The organism is uncultured Brachybacterium sp. (genome assembly GCF_947500705.1).
Classification (GTDB): domain Bacteria; phylum Actinomycetota; class Actinomycetes; order Actinomycetales; family Dermabacteraceae; genus Brachybacterium.
In genome coordinates this window covers 90,660-106,676 of sequence record NZ_CANMSY010000006.1, presented here as the reverse complement: position 1 = coordinate 106,676, position 16,017 = coordinate 90,660, and the positions used below count along the sequence as shown (strand labels likewise).

General features: G+C 68.0%; 16 protein-coding genes. 5 read left to right on the top strand and 11 right to left on the bottom strand.

Features of this window, described 5'->3' with window-relative positions; all coding sequences use genetic code 11:
• Nucleotides 1–22: 22 nt before the first annotated feature.
• The gene (locus Q0937_RS12020; RefSeq protein ID WP_299303906.1) at nucleotides 23–664 is read left to right on the top strand and encodes a DUF624 domain-containing protein; all 642 of its coding nucleotides are present in this window, start codon (nucleotides 23–25) and stop codon (nucleotides 662–664) included.
• On the opposite strand, the gene Q0937_RS12015 is transcribed toward Q0937_RS12020, so the two are convergent.
• From Q0937_RS12015 to Q0937_RS11990, 6 genes are all read right to left on the bottom strand, one after another.
• A complete protein-coding gene (locus Q0937_RS12015; protein ID WP_299303904.1) occupies nucleotides 665–1,666 on the bottom strand; it encodes a LacI family DNA-binding transcriptional regulator in 1,002 nt (333 codons plus the stop codon).
• A gap of 25 nt (nucleotides 1,667–1,691) precedes the next feature.
• Nucleotides 1,692–2,828: a Gfo/Idh/MocA family protein gene (locus Q0937_RS12010; RefSeq protein ID WP_299303902.1), complete on the bottom strand. Its 1,137-nt coding sequence runs from the start codon at nucleotides 2,826–2,828 to the stop codon at nucleotides 1,692–1,694.
• On the bottom strand, nucleotides 2,825–3,625 hold the full coding sequence (locus tag Q0937_RS12005) for a ThuA domain-containing protein (RefSeq protein WP_299303900.1): 801 nt from the start codon (nucleotides 3,623–3,625) through the stop codon (nucleotides 2,825–2,827). Before Q0937_RS12005 ends, Q0937_RS12010 begins: the two co-directional genes overlap by 4 nt.
• A 37-nt stretch (nucleotides 3,626–3,662) precedes the next feature.
• Nucleotides 3,663–4,415, bottom strand: a complete 753-nt coding sequence (locus Q0937_RS12000; protein WP_299304065.1) for a carbohydrate ABC transporter permease — start codon at nucleotides 4,413–4,415, stop codon at nucleotides 3,663–3,665.
• A gap of 127 nt (nucleotides 4,416–4,542) precedes the next feature.
• Nucleotides 4,543–5,490 carry a carbohydrate ABC transporter permease gene (locus Q0937_RS11995; RefSeq protein ID WP_299303898.1) on the bottom strand — a complete coding sequence of 316 codons (948 nt, stop codon included), beginning with the start codon at nucleotides 5,488–5,490 and terminating at the stop codon, nucleotides 4,543–4,545.
• Between the two features lie 5 nt (nucleotides 5,491–5,495).
• Nucleotides 5,496–6,779, bottom strand: coding sequence for a sugar ABC transporter substrate-binding protein (locus Q0937_RS11990; RefSeq protein ID WP_299303896.1), 1,284 nt, complete (start codon nucleotides 6,777–6,779; stop codon nucleotides 5,496–5,498).
• A 335-nt stretch (nucleotides 6,780–7,114) separates the two neighbouring features.
• On the opposite strand from Q0937_RS11990, the gene Q0937_RS11985 reads away from it, so the two are divergent.
• On the top strand, nucleotides 7,115–8,641 hold the full coding sequence (locus Q0937_RS11985) for a DUF1846 domain-containing protein (RefSeq protein ID WP_299303893.1): 1,527 nt from the start codon (nucleotides 7,115–7,117) through the stop codon (nucleotides 8,639–8,641).
• Here the strand turns inward: Q0937_RS11985 and Q0937_RS11980 are convergent.
• Nucleotides 8,626–8,748 carry a hypothetical protein gene (locus Q0937_RS11980; protein ID WP_299303892.1) on the bottom strand — a complete coding sequence of 41 codons (123 nt, stop codon included), beginning with the start codon at nucleotides 8,746–8,748 and terminating at the stop codon, nucleotides 8,626–8,628. The two genes, Q0937_RS11985 and Q0937_RS11980, sit on opposite strands and share 16 nt — an antisense overlap.
• A gap of 87 nt (nucleotides 8,749–8,835) precedes the next feature.
• On the bottom strand, nucleotides 8,836–9,405 hold the full coding sequence (locus Q0937_RS11975) for a DapH/DapD/GlmU-related protein (protein WP_299303890.1): 570 nt from the start codon (nucleotides 9,403–9,405) through the stop codon (nucleotides 8,836–8,838).
• A gap of 71 nt (nucleotides 9,406–9,476) precedes the next feature.
• On the opposite strand from Q0937_RS11975, the gene Q0937_RS11970 reads away from it, so the two are divergent.
• The 3 genes from Q0937_RS11970 (at nucleotide 9,477) to Q0937_RS11960 (ending at nucleotide 12,592) form a co-directional block, all read left to right on the top strand.
• Nucleotides 9,477–10,229, top strand: coding sequence for an alpha/beta hydrolase (locus tag Q0937_RS11970; protein ID WP_299303888.1), 753 nt, complete (start codon nucleotides 9,477–9,479; stop codon nucleotides 10,227–10,229).
• Between the two features lie 225 nt (nucleotides 10,230–10,454).
• Complete coding sequence (locus Q0937_RS11965) at nucleotides 10,455–10,841, top strand: hypothetical protein (RefSeq protein WP_299303886.1); 387 nt, start codon at nucleotides 10,455–10,457, stop codon at nucleotides 10,839–10,841.
• Between the two features lie 98 nt (nucleotides 10,842–10,939).
• On the top strand, nucleotides 10,940–12,592 hold the full coding sequence (locus tag Q0937_RS11960; protein ID WP_299303884.1) for an NERD domain-containing protein: 1,653 nt from the start codon (nucleotides 10,940–10,942) through the stop codon (nucleotides 12,590–12,592).
• 3 nt (nucleotides 12,593–12,595) lie between these two features.
• Here the strand turns inward: Q0937_RS11960 and Q0937_RS11955 are convergent, their stop codons facing one another.
• From Q0937_RS11955 to Q0937_RS11945, 3 genes are all read right to left on the bottom strand, one after another.
• Nucleotides 12,596–13,909 (bottom strand): short-chain fatty acid transporter, encoded by a 1,314-nt coding sequence (locus Q0937_RS11955; protein ID WP_299304064.1) that lies wholly within the window; start codon nucleotides 13,907–13,909, stop codon nucleotides 12,596–12,598.
• A 200-nt stretch (nucleotides 13,910–14,109) separates the two neighbouring features.
• Entirely contained in the window at nucleotides 14,110–15,417 is a 1,308-nt protein-coding gene (locus Q0937_RS11950; RefSeq protein WP_299303882.1) for a hypothetical protein, read from the bottom strand.
• A gap of 9 nt (nucleotides 15,418–15,426) precedes the next feature.
• Complete coding sequence (locus tag Q0937_RS11945) at nucleotides 15,427–15,999, bottom strand: transposase (protein WP_299303880.1); 573 nt, start codon at nucleotides 15,997–15,999, stop codon at nucleotides 15,427–15,429.
• Between the last annotated feature and the right edge of the window lie 18 nt (nucleotides 16,000–16,017).

The following is a 16,017-nucleotide window of genomic DNA, read 5'->3' as shown; positions in this document are numbered from 1 at the left end:
CGCACTTACCCCGGGGAGGCTGATGCCTCAGCTGGTGCGCTGGCACCTGGTGCTGGGAGAGCTGGCGCTGCGACTGTTCCTGCTGCAGCTGCTGTGGGTGCTCGGCGCTCTGGCCGGCGCCGTGGTGCTCGGGGTGCTGCCGGCGACGGCAGCGCTGTGCACCGTGCTGCGCGAGGACCGGCTCGAGCAGATTGCGGAGGAGACCGGCGACCTTCCTCGCGCCCGGCCCCGGCTCTGGACCGAGTTCTGGAGCGCATGGCGCGAGGAGTTCTGGCGGGCCCACCGCCTGGGCGGAGCGCTGCTGCTGGGATGGCTGCTGCTCGCCCTGGACCGGGCGGTGCTGACCGGTGTCTCCCTGGGGTCGATCGCTCCGTTGGTGAGCGGGCTGGTGGTGGTGCTGACTGTGGTGCTGGTGCTGCTGAGCTCGGTGGTGTGGCCGCTGGCCGCCCACTTCGACGATCCCGTCGGCCGACTGCTGCGGATGGGCCTGGTGCTGCTGCTGCGGCGGCCGACGGTCGCGCTGCTCATCGCCGTTGTGCTCGCCGCTGCGATCTGGGTGGCTCAGACCGTTCCCGGCCTGATGCCGGTGCTCGGCATCGCACTGCCGGCATGGGCGGTGACGACGTTGCTGTGGCGGTCCGGCGCGATGCCGCTGCGCGCGTGATCAGCCCTCGAGCCAGCGCGGCTCCACCAGGGTGATCCGGGGACCGGCGCCCTCGATCTGGAGCAGCCGCACCAGCTCCCCGACGGCGAGCTCGCTGATCTCCACCCGGCGGGGGTCGATCTGCGGCACCGCGGCCAGCAGCGGGCTGATGTCCACGAGGTCCTCGCCGCTGAGCCCGATGAGCAGCCGGGTCTCGTCCACCAGCGCGCCGGTCGCGGCCATCGCGAACAGCACCTGACGCACCCCCGTGATGCCGAACAGGGCGGTGCGCTGATTGGGGAGCGTGATCCGCAGCGCCCGATCCGGCACCTCGGCGAGCGCTCCCCCGTCGAGCACCACCTCGAGCTGCTCCCCCTCGGCGGCGGCCTCGACGCCGGAGAGGAAGCGGGCGACATCGTTGCGGGACCGTTTGCGGCCCGGAGCGCCGAACAGCAGCAGCCGGTCGCAGCCCTCCTCGAGGGTCCGCTCCACGACCATGCGGCCGAGCATCTCGAAATCGAGGTCGACCACGGAGCCCTGCGGGAACTCCTCGGGCTTGCCGATCGTCACGAAGGGCAGCCCGGACTCGATCACCGGGGCGACGCGCTCGTCATAGCGGTCCAGCTCCATCAGGATCAGACCCTCGCACACCCCGGTGCGGACCACCCGCCGGATCCCTGCCGCCCCCTCATGCGCGGTGACCAGCAGGATGTCGTAGCCGCGCAGGCGGGCCTCGCGGGCGATCGCAGCGATGAAGACCATCAGCACGCCGTCGTCGGAGCCGGTCTCGGGGACCATCAGGCCGATCACGCCGCTGCGCCGGGAGCGCAGGGTACGGGCGCCGGAGTTCGGGTGATATCCGAGCTTCGCGATCGCCTCCTCGACCCGGCCACGGGTCTCCTCGGAGATCGGCCGGGAGCCGGTGAGCACATAGCTCACGGTGGATTGGGAGACCCCGGCCAGCCGCGCGACGTCCTGGCTCGTCGGAGCCTTCTTCCTCGCCGCCATCTTCTTCACCGCCATGCCAGGTATCCCTCCCCGGCTGTGCTCACCCGATGCTCAGCCCCGAGGTGCCAGTGTTCCATGACTGCAGCGCCGAGCTGCGCCCGTCGGCGGAGTCCAGGATCCGCGCGGCGGCCAGGGCCTCTTCGAGCAGGTCCGCGAGCTGCACGCGCGTCCCGGTGTCGGCGGAGCGCACCGCCGCCTCGACGATCGCCTGGGTCCACACATTCGCACGCACCTCGGAGTCCGGCACCGACCCGCCCCGCAGCGCCGCGCAGAACCGGTCGAGGGAGTCCTCCAACTCCCAGCGCGCCTCCGGATCCGGAGTGCGGCCGACGACAGCCTCCGCGCCGGAACGGTGGGCAGTGGGCTCGGCCTCGCCGTCCCAGAGCACGCTCCCCTGCTCGCAGCTGATCCGCCAGTCACCGTTCCAGCTGGTCTCCGCGCCCGGAGCGGCCCAGGAACCGGCGAAGGTGTGCACGGCGCCGCTGTCATAGGTGATGGTGACCGTCGCAGCGGCGTCTCCGGCGTACCAGCTCCAGGAGGGGTTGTAGGAGGTGGCGGTGACGGCCAGCGGGCTGCCGTCGATCAGCACCCGCCCGGCGTCGAAGGCGTGGATCGCCATGTCCACGATCAGCGGGTGCGCCATCTCGTCGCGGAAGCCGCCGAAGCGGGGCGCCTTGTAGAAGCGGGTGTCCACGATCCCTGCGCCGCCGAGCTCGTCGGCCAGGCGCCGCGCCTCGTGCAGGTGGGGGTTGTTGCGCCGGGACTGGGAGACCATGAACAGCTTCCCGGTGGCCTCGGCGTGGCCGGCGAGGGAGACCGCCTCGGCGAGGGTCGCGGCGCAGGGCTTCTCCCCCAGCACCGGGTATCCGGCGTGCAGGGAGTCGGCGGTCACGGCGTGGTGGGCGGCGGGGATCGTCACGTCGATGACCGCCTCCGCGCCGGAGCGCCGGGCGACCTCGAGGGCGTCGGTCCCGGTGGCGATCCCCGCCCGCTGCTCCTCGGGCACCACCTCGGACACGGCTCGTTCCGCAGCGCCCTCGAGCACATCTGCCACCCCGACCAGCCGGGCCGCGTCACTGCGCAGCACGGTGCCGATCCAGGCCCGTCCCATGCCACCGGCTCCGATCACGACGACCGGCACAGGGGCCGGTGCTGCGGCGAGGGCGTTCGTGCTCATGCGCCCTTCCCTGCGGCTGCCGCATCGCCCACGCCCTGGCCGACGGCGCCGGTGGTGAACCATTCGGTCTCATACCGGTCCAGGAAGGGCACCTCACGGTCGGCGACCGCCGGCCGGGCCCACCGCACGCTGTTGGCGATGACGCGCCGGACATCCTGGTGCTGGTAGACGGGGTAGTCCTGATCGCCAGGGCTGAAGTAGAAGATCTTGCCCTTGCCGCGACGGAAGGTGCAGCCGGAGCGGAACACCTCTCCCCCGCTGAAGGAGGAGACGAAGACCAGCTCGTCGGGCACCGGGATGTCGAAGTGCTCGCCGTACATCTCCTGCTCGGGGATGACGATCGGATGCGGCACGCCCTCGGCGATCGGGTGCGAGGGGTTCACGGTCCACACCAGCTCGCGGTCGGCCTCGTTGCGCCAGCGCAGCGTGCAGGTGGTGCCCATCAGGCGGGTGAACGGCTTGGACCAGTGGCCGGAGTGCAGGACCACCAGTCCCATGCCGGCCAGCACGTGCTTCTGGACCCGCTCTGCGACCTCGTCGGAGACCTCGTCGTGGGCCATGTGCCCCCACCAGGTGAGCACGTCGGTCTGAGCGAGGACCTCTTCGCTGAGACCGTGCTCGGGATCGTCCAGCAGGGCGAAGCTGGTGGTCACCTCCTCGCCGAGGTTCTCGACGATCCCGTCGCGGATCGCGGAGTGCATCCCCTCGGGATAGAGCTCGCGCACGCGGGCGTCGCGCTGCTCGTGGCGGTTCTCGCCCCAGACGGTGACGCGCAGGGGGCTGGTGTTCATGGGCATAGGTGTCCTTCTGTGGGTGGAGCGGAGCGAGGGGTCATCACTTGACAGCCCCGCCGGTGGCACCGGCGGCGATGTATTTCTGGGCAGCGATCATCAGGACGACCGCGGGGACCGAGGCGATGACAGCGGTCGCCATCACGGAGCTCCAGTCGGTGTCGTTCGTCCCGATGTAGTTGTAGAGCCCGAGGGTCACCGGACGGATCGTTTGGCCTGTGGTGAGCGTCAGAGCCATCAGGAAGTCGCTCCAGGCGAACAGGAACGAGAAGATCCCGGCGGTGATCAGAGAGTTCACGCTCACCGGCAGCACGATGGACCAGAACGCCCGGACGTGACCGCAGCCGTCGATCTGCGCGGCTTCCACGATCTCTTTCGGGAAGGATTCCATGAACGCTCTGATGATGAGGATCGAGAACGGGATCCCGGCGGTGGCGTCGGCCAGCACCAGCCCGGTGAGCGTATTGAGCAGCCCGAGCGAGTTGTACGCGGTGTAGAGCGCGTTGGCGATGACGATACCGGGGATCATCTGCGCGATGAGCACCACGAACAGCAGCGTGTTGCTGCCACGGATTGGGAACTGCGCCAGGGCGTAGGCACAGGGCGTCGCGATCACCAGCGATAGCACGGCCGCCCCAATCGCGACGATCATGGAGGTCACGAGATTCTGGCCCTGATCGGCGAACGCTCGGACATATCCGCTCAGGTCCGGCTGCAGGGGCAACAGCTGGATGTTGAGGCTGTTGCCTCCGGGGGCCAGGGAGGCGTTCAGCATCCAATAGATGGGGAACAGCATGATCCCGACGAACACGATCCCGAAAAACGTGCGCAGACCACGCCGGGCGGAGGAGTTGCGGGAGAGCAGCGGTCGATGCCGCGTGGGCCCCGACGGACGACGAGCATTCAGAACGGAGGTCATGGCGTCATCCCCTCTTCGCGGCGCGGGCATTGGCACGCAGATAGACGATGGAGAACAGCAAGGCGATCACGATCAGCACGTTGCCGAGCGCCGCACCCTGCCCGAAGTCGAACTCGATGAAGCTCATCTCATAGCTGCGGGTGGCGATGGTCTGGGTGGCGTTGGCGGGCCCGCCCCCGGTCAGCCCGAGGATCAGATCGATCACCTTGATCGTGTAGATGACCCCGAGCAGGAGCACCACCAGCACCACGGGACGAAGCAAGGGCAGCGTGATGTGACGGAACGCTGCCCAGCCCGTGGCGCCATCGATCTCGCCGGCCTCGTAGAGCTCCTCCGGGATCGCCTGCAGCCCGCTGTACAGCAGCACCACGTTGAAGGGGATCCCGAGCCAGATGTTGACCATCACCACGGCGATGAGCGCGGTGTCCGAGCTGGTGAGCCATGGGATGGGAGAGGAGATCACCCCGATGGCCTCGAGGAACTGGTTGAGGATTCCGCTGTCCTGCTCGAGGATCCAGCGCCAGACAGCCGCCGAGACGATCATCGGCAGCAGCCACGGCAGCAGGAGCATGGAGCGCAGCACGGCGGAGAGGGGGAAGCTCTTGCGGAAGAAGAGCGCGAGCGCCATCCCGATCATGAACTGCCCGGCGATCGACACGATCGTGAAGATCGCAGTGTTCACGAGCGCCTTGGTGAAGATCGGATCGTCGAACACCGCGAGGTAGTTCGCGAGCCCGATGAAGGGAGCCTCCCCGCTGAAGAACGTCGCGGAGGTGTACTCCTGGAAGCTCATCGTGAAGTTCTTGACGATGGGATAGCCGAAGAACAGGAGCAGGTAGAGGGCAGCCGGAGCGATGAATCCGTAGCGGACCAGCGCGGACCCGCCGGCGCGCCGCCGACGGCCGGCTGCCGGGGACCGCGCTGGTTCCGCGGTGGCGGCGAGGGTGGTCATGTCGGTCAGCCCAACGACGCGGCGGCGTCAGCGAAGGCGGTCTCCGGATCCGTGCCGTCGACGAGGACCTGCTGATAGGCGGTGTAGATCGCCTTGGCGGTGGCGGGCCATTCGGTGCCGAGCTTGCCGGTCCGGGAGCGGGCGGTGGAGACCTGCTCGACGAAGGTGGCGAGCTCGGGATGCTCGCCGGCAAAGGTCTGGGCGGCCTCGGTGTCCGCGGGAATCGTGTTGCGTGCCGTTCCCATCTTCAGCTGGTTCTCGGCGCTGACGAACTTCTGGAGCACCTCGGCGGCCTTCTTCTGCTTCTCGGTGTCGCCGGTCTGCGGGATGGTCCAGACCTCACCGCCGAGCGGGGCGACGGAGTCCTCGCCCTCGGTCGGGACCGGAATGATCGCCACGTCCCATTCGAGGTCGGGCGCATCGGTCTGCAGGCCCACGATGTTCCAGGGCCCATTGACCGCCATCGCTGCCTTTCCTGCCTTGAACTGATCGATCACGTCGCCCTGACCCCAGTTGACCACGCCCTTGGAGGCGGAGCCGTCGGCGACGAGATCCGCCCACAGCTGGGCGGCGCCGGCGACCGCAGGGGTGGCAATGTCGGTCTCGTCGCCGCCGTTGGACCACATGAACGGCAGGAACTGCCAGGTGCCCTCGTAAGTGGCGATCGCGGAGAAAGCGACGCCATAGACGTCGTCATGGGTGAGCGCCTTGGCGGTGGACTTCAGCTCGTCCCAGGTGGTCGGCGGCTCGAGCCCGGATTCGGTGAGCAGCGCCGTGTTGTAGAACAGCGCGATGGTGTTGACGGTCGGTGCCAGGCCGTAGACCTTGCCCTCAAAGGTGCCGGCGTCGAGGATCTCCTGCTTGAAGCCGCTGGTGTCGATCCCGAAGTCTTCCAGCGGGACCAGTGCTCCGGAGCTCGCGATCTCCTGGAGGTCCGGGTTGTCGAGCATCAGCAGGTCCGGGAGGGTCTTCGAGGAGCTCATCTGCAGGACCTTCTGGATGAGCTGCTCCCCGGGGACCTTCTCCCGGTTGATCGTCACCCCGACCTCGGCGGCCACCGCGTCGAGAGTCTCCTGGATGACGACATCGTCGGCCGGGGTGTTGTAGTAGTCGACGACGCGGAGCACCGTCGCATCGCCCGAGGAGGAGTCACCTCCGGAACCGCCGCAGGCGGCCAGGGAGAGCAGACCGGGCACCGCGGCCAGGGCGCCGAGTGAGCGACGGGTGATCTGTGAGGTGGCCGTGCGGGGCAGGGGGCTGACGGAATGAGCTCGGGTGGGGTTAGACATCGTCGTCTCTTCTCTCAAGAACTCGTGTCGATTCGAATCGACACCAGGTGTGGTCCTGGAATGTGGAATTGCGGTGAGGGGGCGAAGGGTCCGGCGCACCAGCTGCGGCGCGTGCACGGGGTGTGGCGTAGCTCATCATGGCCGATTTCCCAGGACCGCGCAAGGCTCTCGCGGCGACACCGCCGACCGCCTGCCCCGGACCGGATGTCGATTCGTATCGCCCGCAGGTCTCCTTCGCGATGCGCGGCAGCGACCTGCCGAGTGACGCCCGATCGTGTGGCCATATCGAAGCGCCTCGCACCTTCGCCGTAGCAGGACGGTGCTAGCGTGCCGGGGTGACCGTTCCGGATGTTCGTCCCAGCTCCCCGTCCGCCGCCGCGATCGGCTTCGATCGCGAGAAGTACATCGAGCTGCAGTCGCGGCACATCCAGCAGCGCCGCCAGGAGATCGGCGGGAAGCTGTACCTGGAGATGGGCGGCAAGCTCTTCGACGACCACCACGCCGCGCGGGTGCTGCCGGGCTTCACCCCGGACAACAAGATCGCGATGCTGCATCGGCTGAAGGACGAGCTGGAGATCCTGGTGTGCCTGAACGCCAAGGACCTCGAGCGGCAGAAGGTCCGGGCAGATCTGGGCATCTCCTATGAGGACGACATGCTGCGCCTCATCGATGTGTTCCGCGAGCACGGCTTCCTGGTGGAGAACGTGGTGCTCACCCAGCTGGAGAACTCCAACCACGTCGCACACGCGTTCATCGAGCGGCTGCAGCGGCTGGGCCTGAACGTCGCCCGGCACACCGTGATCCCCGGCTACCCGCAGGACACCGAGCGGATCGTCTCCGCGCAGGGGCTCGGGGCGAACGAGTACTCGCACACCACCCGGGACCTGATCGTGGTGACCGCGCCCGGGCCGGGCTCCGGCAAGCTCGCCACCTGCCTCTCGCAGATCTATCACGATCATGAGCGCGGGATCAGCTCGGGCTATGCGAAGTTCGAGACCTTCCCGATCTGGAACCTGCCGCTCGAGCATCCGGTGAACCTCGCCTACGAATCGGCGACGGCCGATCTCGACGACCTGAACCTCATCGACCCCTTCCACCTCGCGACCTACGGCACGCAGGTCACCAGCTACAACCGGGACGTCGAGGTGTTCCCGCTGCTGCGCACTCTGCTGGACCGGCTCACGGGCGAATCCCCTTACGCCTCCCCCACCGACATGGGGGTGAACCTCGCCGGCGACTGCATCGTGGATGACGCGGTGTGCCGCGAGGCCTCGCGCCAGGAGATCATCCGCCGCTACTACAAGGCGCTCATGCACGAGCGGATCAATGACGAGGACGACGTCGTCTCCCAGCGGATCGGGATGATCATGTCCAAGGCGGGATGCTCGCTCCGCGACCGCGCCGTCGTGGAGCCGGCGCTCGCGGTCGAGTCCCGCACCGGGGAACCGGGCGCGGCGATCCAGCTGGCCGACGGCACGATCATCGCCGGCAAGACCTCACCCCTGCTCGGCTGCTCGGCGGCGATGCTGCTGAACGCACTCAAGCACCTGGCCGGCCTCGAGGACTCCGTCCAGCTGCTCTCCCCTTCTTCGATCGAGCCGATCCAGACCCTGAAGACGGAGCATCTGGGCTCCCGCAATCCGCGCCTGCACACCGACGAGGTGCTGATCGCGCTGTCGGTCTCCGCCTCGAGCGATGAGAACGCGCGACGCGCGATCGACCAGCTGCGCAGCCTGGCCGGCTGCGATGTGCACACCACCACGATCCTGGGCACGGTCGACGAGGACATCTTCCGCAACCTCGGGATCTCGGTGACCTCCGAGCCGCGCTTCCTGCACAAGGCGCTCTACCACAAGCGCTGAGCTGCCCTGCTCGTGGAGACGTTGATCCCCGCGCGCGCTGCGGTGATGTCGTCGTTGGTGAGGACCCAGTCGATGCGCTCAGCACCCTCGAGGGGGCGCCTGGTCATCTCGAGAGGTGGGCGGCGACCACCATCCTCCGCACCCGGCACCGCATGTGTCGACGTCCGGTGCACAGTGGATCAGCTTTCGACGAGTCAGTCCTCGACGCTGCGGAGCATCCGCGCCGGGGAGCCGACCATGAGCGCCCTTGCCGGGACGTCCGTGGTCACGACCGACGCCGCTGCGATCACCGCGTCATCCCCGATGGTGACGCCGGGCAGGATCGTGACGTTCGCACCGATCCAGACGTTCCTCCCGATCACCACCGCAGAGGGGTGCAGGTCTCCGCGGCGGCTGGGGGCGAGGTCATGGTTCAGAGTGGCGATCACGGTGTTGTGGCCGATGAGGCAGTCGTCGCCGATCTCGAGCCCGCCCTGGTCCTGGAAGCGGCAACCGGCGTTGAGGAACACCCGCCTGCCCAGGCGGATGTTCTTGCCGAAGTCCGAGGTGAAGGGCGGGAAGAGGGTGACGCTCTCGTCGATCTCGCTCCCGGTGAGCTCGGTGAGCAGCTCCCGCACCCGCGCCGGTTCGTGATAGCTGCCGTTGAGCTCCCCGGTGATCCGCAGCGCCTCCTGGCTCGTCTCATGCATCAGGGCGTGCAGTGGGGAGTTCGCGGGGATGGTCTCACCCGAGTCGAGCGCGCTGAGCAGGTCGGGAAGGGTCATGGATCCAGCGTACCCAGAGGGTGCGGGACGGTGGGTCGGGAGCCGCGCGCTGCACGTACTACCGTGCTCCCATGATGTCCGCCCGTTCGTCTCGCCGCTGGCTGCGGCGAGCCCTGGTCGCCGTGCTCGTGCTGGTGATGCTCGCGGTGGTGGGCATCGTGGCATGGAGCCGGATCGGAGTGATGTCCGCGGAGCCGGCGCCATGGCGCGCCGTCGTCGAGGACCCTCGCCTCTCGCTCGCCGAGACCGACGCCTCGCTGCTCCTGCAGCCGGCGGAGTCCGGCCCCGCCCGCACCGGGCTCGTCTTCTATCCCGGGGCGAAGGTCGAGCCTGAGGCCTATGCGGCGCGACTGGCGGGCCTGGTCATCGAGCAGGGCATGACCGTGGTGATCGTGAAGCCCACGCTGAACCTGGCCCTGCTGGATCGGCGCGACTTCGACCTCTTCACCGGCTCCGCCCCGGAGGTCCGGTCCTGGCTCGTGGGCGGCCACTCGCTGGGCGGGGTGCGTGCCTGCCAGCTCGCCCCCGAGGCCGACGCCCTGGTGCTGTTCGCGGCGTACTGCGCCGATGACCTCTCCACCTCGCAGCTGCCCGTGCTGAGCATCGCGGGCAGCGAGGACGGGCTGTCCACCCCGGCGGACATCGCCGCGCACCGTGACCGCCTGCCGAGCACAGCGACCATGGTCGAGATCGACGGCGCGAGCCATGCGAGCTTCGGCGACTACGGTGCGCAGCCCGGCGATGGGACGGCGGCCCTCTCCGACCCGGAGATGAATGCCGCAGTCAACACCGCGGTGGCCGAGCTCCTCGCGGCCCGCAGCTGAGCATCGGTCCCTGCACAGAAGGACCCCTTCACGGCACCGAACTCACGACTCGATCGAGCCCAGACCGCTCCGCCTCAGCGGACGGGGACTGCCGCCGACGGGATCGCCCCGAGGCGGCCCGGCGTGAGAGAATCTCCCGGTCTGCGCGCCGGATCGGGGATATCCGGCGCGCGGCCATCACCTGACCGGTCGCCCGCCCTCGGCACACCGTGCTCTACTGGGCAGATGACAACGGATCTCTCCCACCGCCGCCGGATGACCCGCACCGAAGCATTGGGCTGGAATCCTGACTGGTCGGTCGGGGACATCCGCCTGATCGGCGAGAACTTCGATCGGGTGGAGGCGGTGGGCTTCTACCGCACCGCATCCAACGGCAGCGTCACCGCCCAGGACGCCGAAGGTCGATCGGTGATGTACCTCTACCCGGGATATGTCGAGTTCCGCAAGGGGCTGGCGCCCGAGGACCGCCCCGAGCCGGACTGGCACGGGCTGGCGCTGTCCTCCTTCCGCCCGCGGTCAGCCACGGCGGCCAAGGGCGAGGAGCGGCTCAGCTTCTGCCCGAGCTGCTTCTACGCGCTGCCGGCGACCGGGGTCTGCGACACCTGCGACTGATTCACCTCGCGCAGGGGCGGCGCCCGAAGCGCTCTTCCTCCACCTGGGTCGATAGCCTGGCAGCAGCAGCGTCGTGACGAAGCGTACGAGGAGACCTCATGCCGATCCTGCATCCCGGGTCCCCCGACTTCGCCTCCCAGGCAGAGCGGGAGGTGTGGGAGCATCTGCGCGAGCAGCTGCCGGAGAATGCAGTGCTGATCGCGGGACAGCGGGTCACGGCCGGCGGTGAGGAGATCGAGGCGGATCTGCTGGTGCTGTGGCCGGGTTTCGGGGTCGCGGTCATCGAGGTCAAGGGCGGCCGGATCTCACTGCGCGAGGGGCGCTGGTACCAGGGTGATCGCACCGGCGAGCGGGAGTTGAAGAAGTCCCCCATCGCCCAGGCACAACAGGCCAAGCATCAGATCATCGACTATCTGGGCGCCACCTCGTCGCAGAACATCGGCCGCGCCGTGCACCTGGCCGTCTTCCCGTACACGCAGCTGCCCGGGGACTGGAACGTCCCCGACGCCCCGCGCAGCCTCACCCTCGATGCGAGCGACCTGCCCCGGCTGGCTGAGCGGATCGTCCGTGCCCTCGCCTCGCACACCCGCGAGGGGTTCGAGCCGCTCGATGAGAGGCAGTGCCGTCATGCGGTGAAGATGCTGCGCCGCACCCATCAGGCGATCGAGAACCATCAGCTGCTGGCGCGCGAGATCGCCGATGAGGGCAATGCCCTGACCCGTGAGCAGGAGCGGGCGATCGCCCTGCTGCGCTTCCAGCATCGCGCCCAGATCTTGGGCGGCGCCGGTTCGGGCAAGACCCACCTGGCGATGATCAAGGCGCGTGCCCTGGCCCGCGACGGTTTCCGCACAGCCCTGCTCTGCTATTCACGGGGGCTCGCCCGCCACTTCCAGCTGCTGGCGGCGACCTGGCCGGAGGAGGAGCGGCCCGCTTATGTGGGGCTCTTCCACGACCTTCCGGTGCACTGGGGCGCGGAGTCCGAGGACGAGTTCGACGGCGCTGCCGCCACGTACTACGAGAAGCACCTCCCCCGGCGTCTCGCCGAGCTCGCGTCCGCGCAGCTCGCCGACGAGCTCTTCGACGCGATCGTCGTCGACGAGGCGCAGGACTTCGCAGACATCTGGTGGGACTCCCTGCAGCCCTGCCTGCGCAGTCCCGAGGAAGGGGTGCTGTTCGTGTTCACGGACGAGCACCAGACGGTCTTCGACCGGGAGGGTCGCGCCCCGATCACCCTGAACCCTTTCCCGCTGGATGACAATCTGCGCAACACCCGCCGCATCGCCCATACCTTCGCCCCGCTGACTCCTCTGGAGCAGAACGCCCGCATGGCGGAGGGCGCGCCCGTGCGCTTCGTCGAGGCCGATGCGCAGGAGGCGGTGGCCGCCGCGGACGATGTGGTCGAGAAGCTCATGGACGAGGGGTGGGAGCCGGGACAGATCGCGCTGCTCACCACCCGCAGCCGCCACCCGGTGCAGAAGGAGCAGATCGACCTCTATGGCTTCGACGCCTATTGGGACGGATTCTTCGCCGCGACGGAGGTGTTCTACGGGCACGTGCTCAATTTCAAGGGTCTCGAACGCCCCGTCGTGGTGCTCGCGGTGAACGGTTTCGGCTCCGCCGAACGCGCCCCGCAGCTGCTCTACGTCGGGCTCTCGCGGGCGCGGTCGCTGCTGGTCGTGGTCGGTGACGGCGGCGATATCTGGGATGCCGGCGGTGGCGTGGTCTGGGAGCGGATCAGCGGGAAGGGCTGACGCTCACAGCGAGACGATCAGCAGCGTCCCTGCGTACACGATGCCGGAGGCGATGAGCACGATCGTGGTGTAGCCGAGGATGTCGCGCATCTTCAGCCCGGCGATGGCCAGCAGCGGGATCGCCCAGAACGGCTGGATCATGTTCGTCCACTGGTCGCCGTAGGAGACGGCCATGATGGTGATCGCCGGATCCACACCGAGCTCGGCGCCGGCGCTGAGCATGATCGGCCCCTGGACCGCGAACTGCCCGCCGCCGGAGGGGACGAAGAAGTTCACCAGGCCCGCTGCGAGGAAGGCGAACAGTCCGAAGGTGGTGCTGGTGGAGATCGACACGAAGGCGTCGGAGAAGACCTGCACCAGCCCGGAGCCGACCATCATCCCCAGGATTCCGGCGTAGAGCGGGAACTGCAGCAGGATCTCACCCACGTGGGAGGCGGCGTTCTTGGTGAGGTGGATCAGCTCGAAGGGGTTCTTCACCATCAGCAGGATCAGGGCCAGGAAGGACCAGTTCACGGTGTCCAGGGTCAAGGTGCCGCCGCGGGTGAAGTGCAGCACCAGATAGACCACCAGCGCGAGACCGGTCAGCCCGGTCACCAGGCGGCTGGCATCGAGCCGGTCGGCCGGGGTGACGATCTGCTCCTGGCCGTCCTCCGCCACGTCGCGCGCGTCGATCGACAGCTCCGTGATGGGGTCGCCCTTGCGTGGGGCGACCAGGAACAGGGCGACGGCGACGAAGAGGATCGTCACCACCGCAGCGATCATGTTCCATCCGGAGAAGACCGTCTCGGACATGGGGATTGTCTGCCCGCCGAGGGACTCCGCGAGGAACGAGCCCTCGGTCGCGGCGGTGAGCGGGCCGGAGGCCGAGTAGCCCATGTGCCAGACGACGAAACCGCCGAAGCCTGCGGCCACCAGCATCGGGAAGTGCAGCTTCAACCCGCGTTCACGGCCCTGGTAGGCCACTTCGCGTGCCAGCAGACCACCCACCACCAGCCCCAGACCCCAGGTGATGAGGGACGCCACGGCGGCCACCATGAAGACGAAGACGTAAGCGGTCAGCTCGGTCTTCGGGATCGAGGCGAGGAAAGCGAGGAGCTTCCGCACCGGCCCGGTGTTCGCCTGGATGTGGCCCTTGAGCAGGATCAAGGCCATTTGGGTCATGAACGCGAGCAGTCCGGACAGCCCATCGCCCCAGTGCACCGCCAGATCGGCCGGGCCGGTGTCGGCGAGGAGCGGTCCAAGGGCCGCGACGATGAAGGTCAGGACGATCGAGAACACGGGGGCGAAGGGGATGAGCCTCTCCACCACGTGGTTCAGAGAGGGCGCGTGGCGCGCGAGATCGCCGTGACCTCCTCCCGGACGGAGCGAGTTTCGGGCGCGCTGGACTTGCGACGGACTCCTCAGGATGGTCGGGCTCTCCCGCACGACTTCGTGTCGGGGACAGGGCTCACTACTGATGTGATTCCTGCCAGCCTACGATCGAAGGCTTTGTGACGTGGAGGAATGCGCGGCCGTGGTCATGGATGCGAAGCCGTCGAGGCGGGATCGCGCCGGGGCACGAATGGCCGTCTCCGGGCCCTACGACTGAGGCTGTCCGCTTGGCGGCCGCCTCGGTCCTTCTCGAGATCGAGGATCTGTTGCTCCACTCTGTGCAGCTGGCGCATGCGGTCCCCGAGCACGACCCGATCCGTGGTGAAGAACGGCGAGACTGCCTTCGAACTCGGAGAGACGTGTGCGCTCGGATCACCGTCCTCGGTCGTGCGTTGGGCGCGCCGCACCGCGACGTAGCGGCGGGCATGCCAGAGGATCTGCACTCCGTAGGCGATGGCGGCGACCACGAGCGAAGCGGACGCCCATCCCCCGGAGAGGAGGAACAGCTGAAGACTCAGGGCGGACCACAGCACTTGGGAGAGGACGGCGATGCACCACCACCAGATCATGAAGGCCTTCTCAGACCACCCCTCGAGCACGTCGGTCATCCACGGCGTCATCACGGTGATCAGCGCAAGGAGAGTCGTGAGGAACAAGAAGATCAGATAGTGCGTGAGCATCTCCTCCGTGGCGCCCAGAAGGACTGCACTCTCGGCAAGAATCAGGGTCGGCACCAGGAGGAGCACGAGCGTTTCGGCGACGATGAGGCGGACCGCTGCCAATGGACTCGATGCTTCCTCCATCGGTGCGATGCGCCGTCTCAGTTGGTAGCAGCGCATCGTCAGCACTGCCCGGGTTCTTCTCAGCTCACTGAGCTGCGTTTCGACATCGGAGACGAAAGCGCCGATGCGCGCGGCGAGGAGAAGTCCACCCGCCATCACCGGGACGACGATGGCTGCCCGTCCGGCGCCGTTCTCGCTGCCGGTCGCGGTTCCATAAACGACGTGGACCATGATCAGCACGCATGCGAAAGCGAGGTAGAGCCCACAGAATGTGCCGATACGGCCGACGATGCGGAGCGAGAGCCGCCGATCCGTTCCGCCCTTCAAGAGCCCTGCATGGGTCTTCACCGCTGTGTCCTGGAATTCCACCGGCGTGAACGTCCCCCGGCCGGCGAGTGCGACCGCGACGAGAACCGTCGCGAAGACGCCCAGGAGCGACCAGGCGTCCTCGAGAAGCGTCGCACCCACGGCATCCGCAACAGCGAGAGCCGGCTGCCATTCCCAGGTAGGCTCTTCCCAGCCGTTCTGCAGCCCACCCATCACAAGTACTGTGAGCACGATGAAGGTGGCCGAGGAGATCAGCGCGACCGCCAGCTCGCCGAGAACCATCCGTCCGGTGCTGACATAGAGCATCTCGCCGTGCGAGAGACGGAGCTGATCACCGCTGGCCATGCATCGATCTTATGCATGCGTACACACCGCCGGCCGCACCGCACCGATGTTCGGCGCATGGCTCGTGCGGATTCCACCTCGGAGGAACGGCATCTGTGAGGCGAGATACGGGAGCCAACAGATGCATCGCCCCGGCGGCCTCGGCATCCTCGAAGCGGGCGGGGCGCAGTCGAACCTCCGGCGCGGACACGCGTATCTCCTATGTCGAACGGCTTGCTCGAGGCGAATCGCCGAGTCGGGTTCCAGGGGGATCGGAGTGTTGGTGATGGCCCGTTGCTGGGGGGTTCGGGTGAGGGTCCGCCAGATGCGTCGAGCGATCTGGTTCTTCATGCAGCGCAGGACTTCCAGCACGGTCTTTCCTTGTTCGCGGAGTCGTTCGTAGTAGCCCTTGCCCGGTCCCTCAATACGGGCCTGGGTGATGGCGACGCGGTGGATTGCACAGTTCAGCTGAAGATTCCCGCCCCTGATCAGACGGGCTCCGCCTTCTGTCTCGCCTGACGAGACCGGGATCGGAGCGCGGCCGGCGAAAATCGCGTACTTCCCCTCGTTCGCGAACCGTTCGATCCCGGCGGTCTCGGCCATGATCTTCGCGGCCGACAA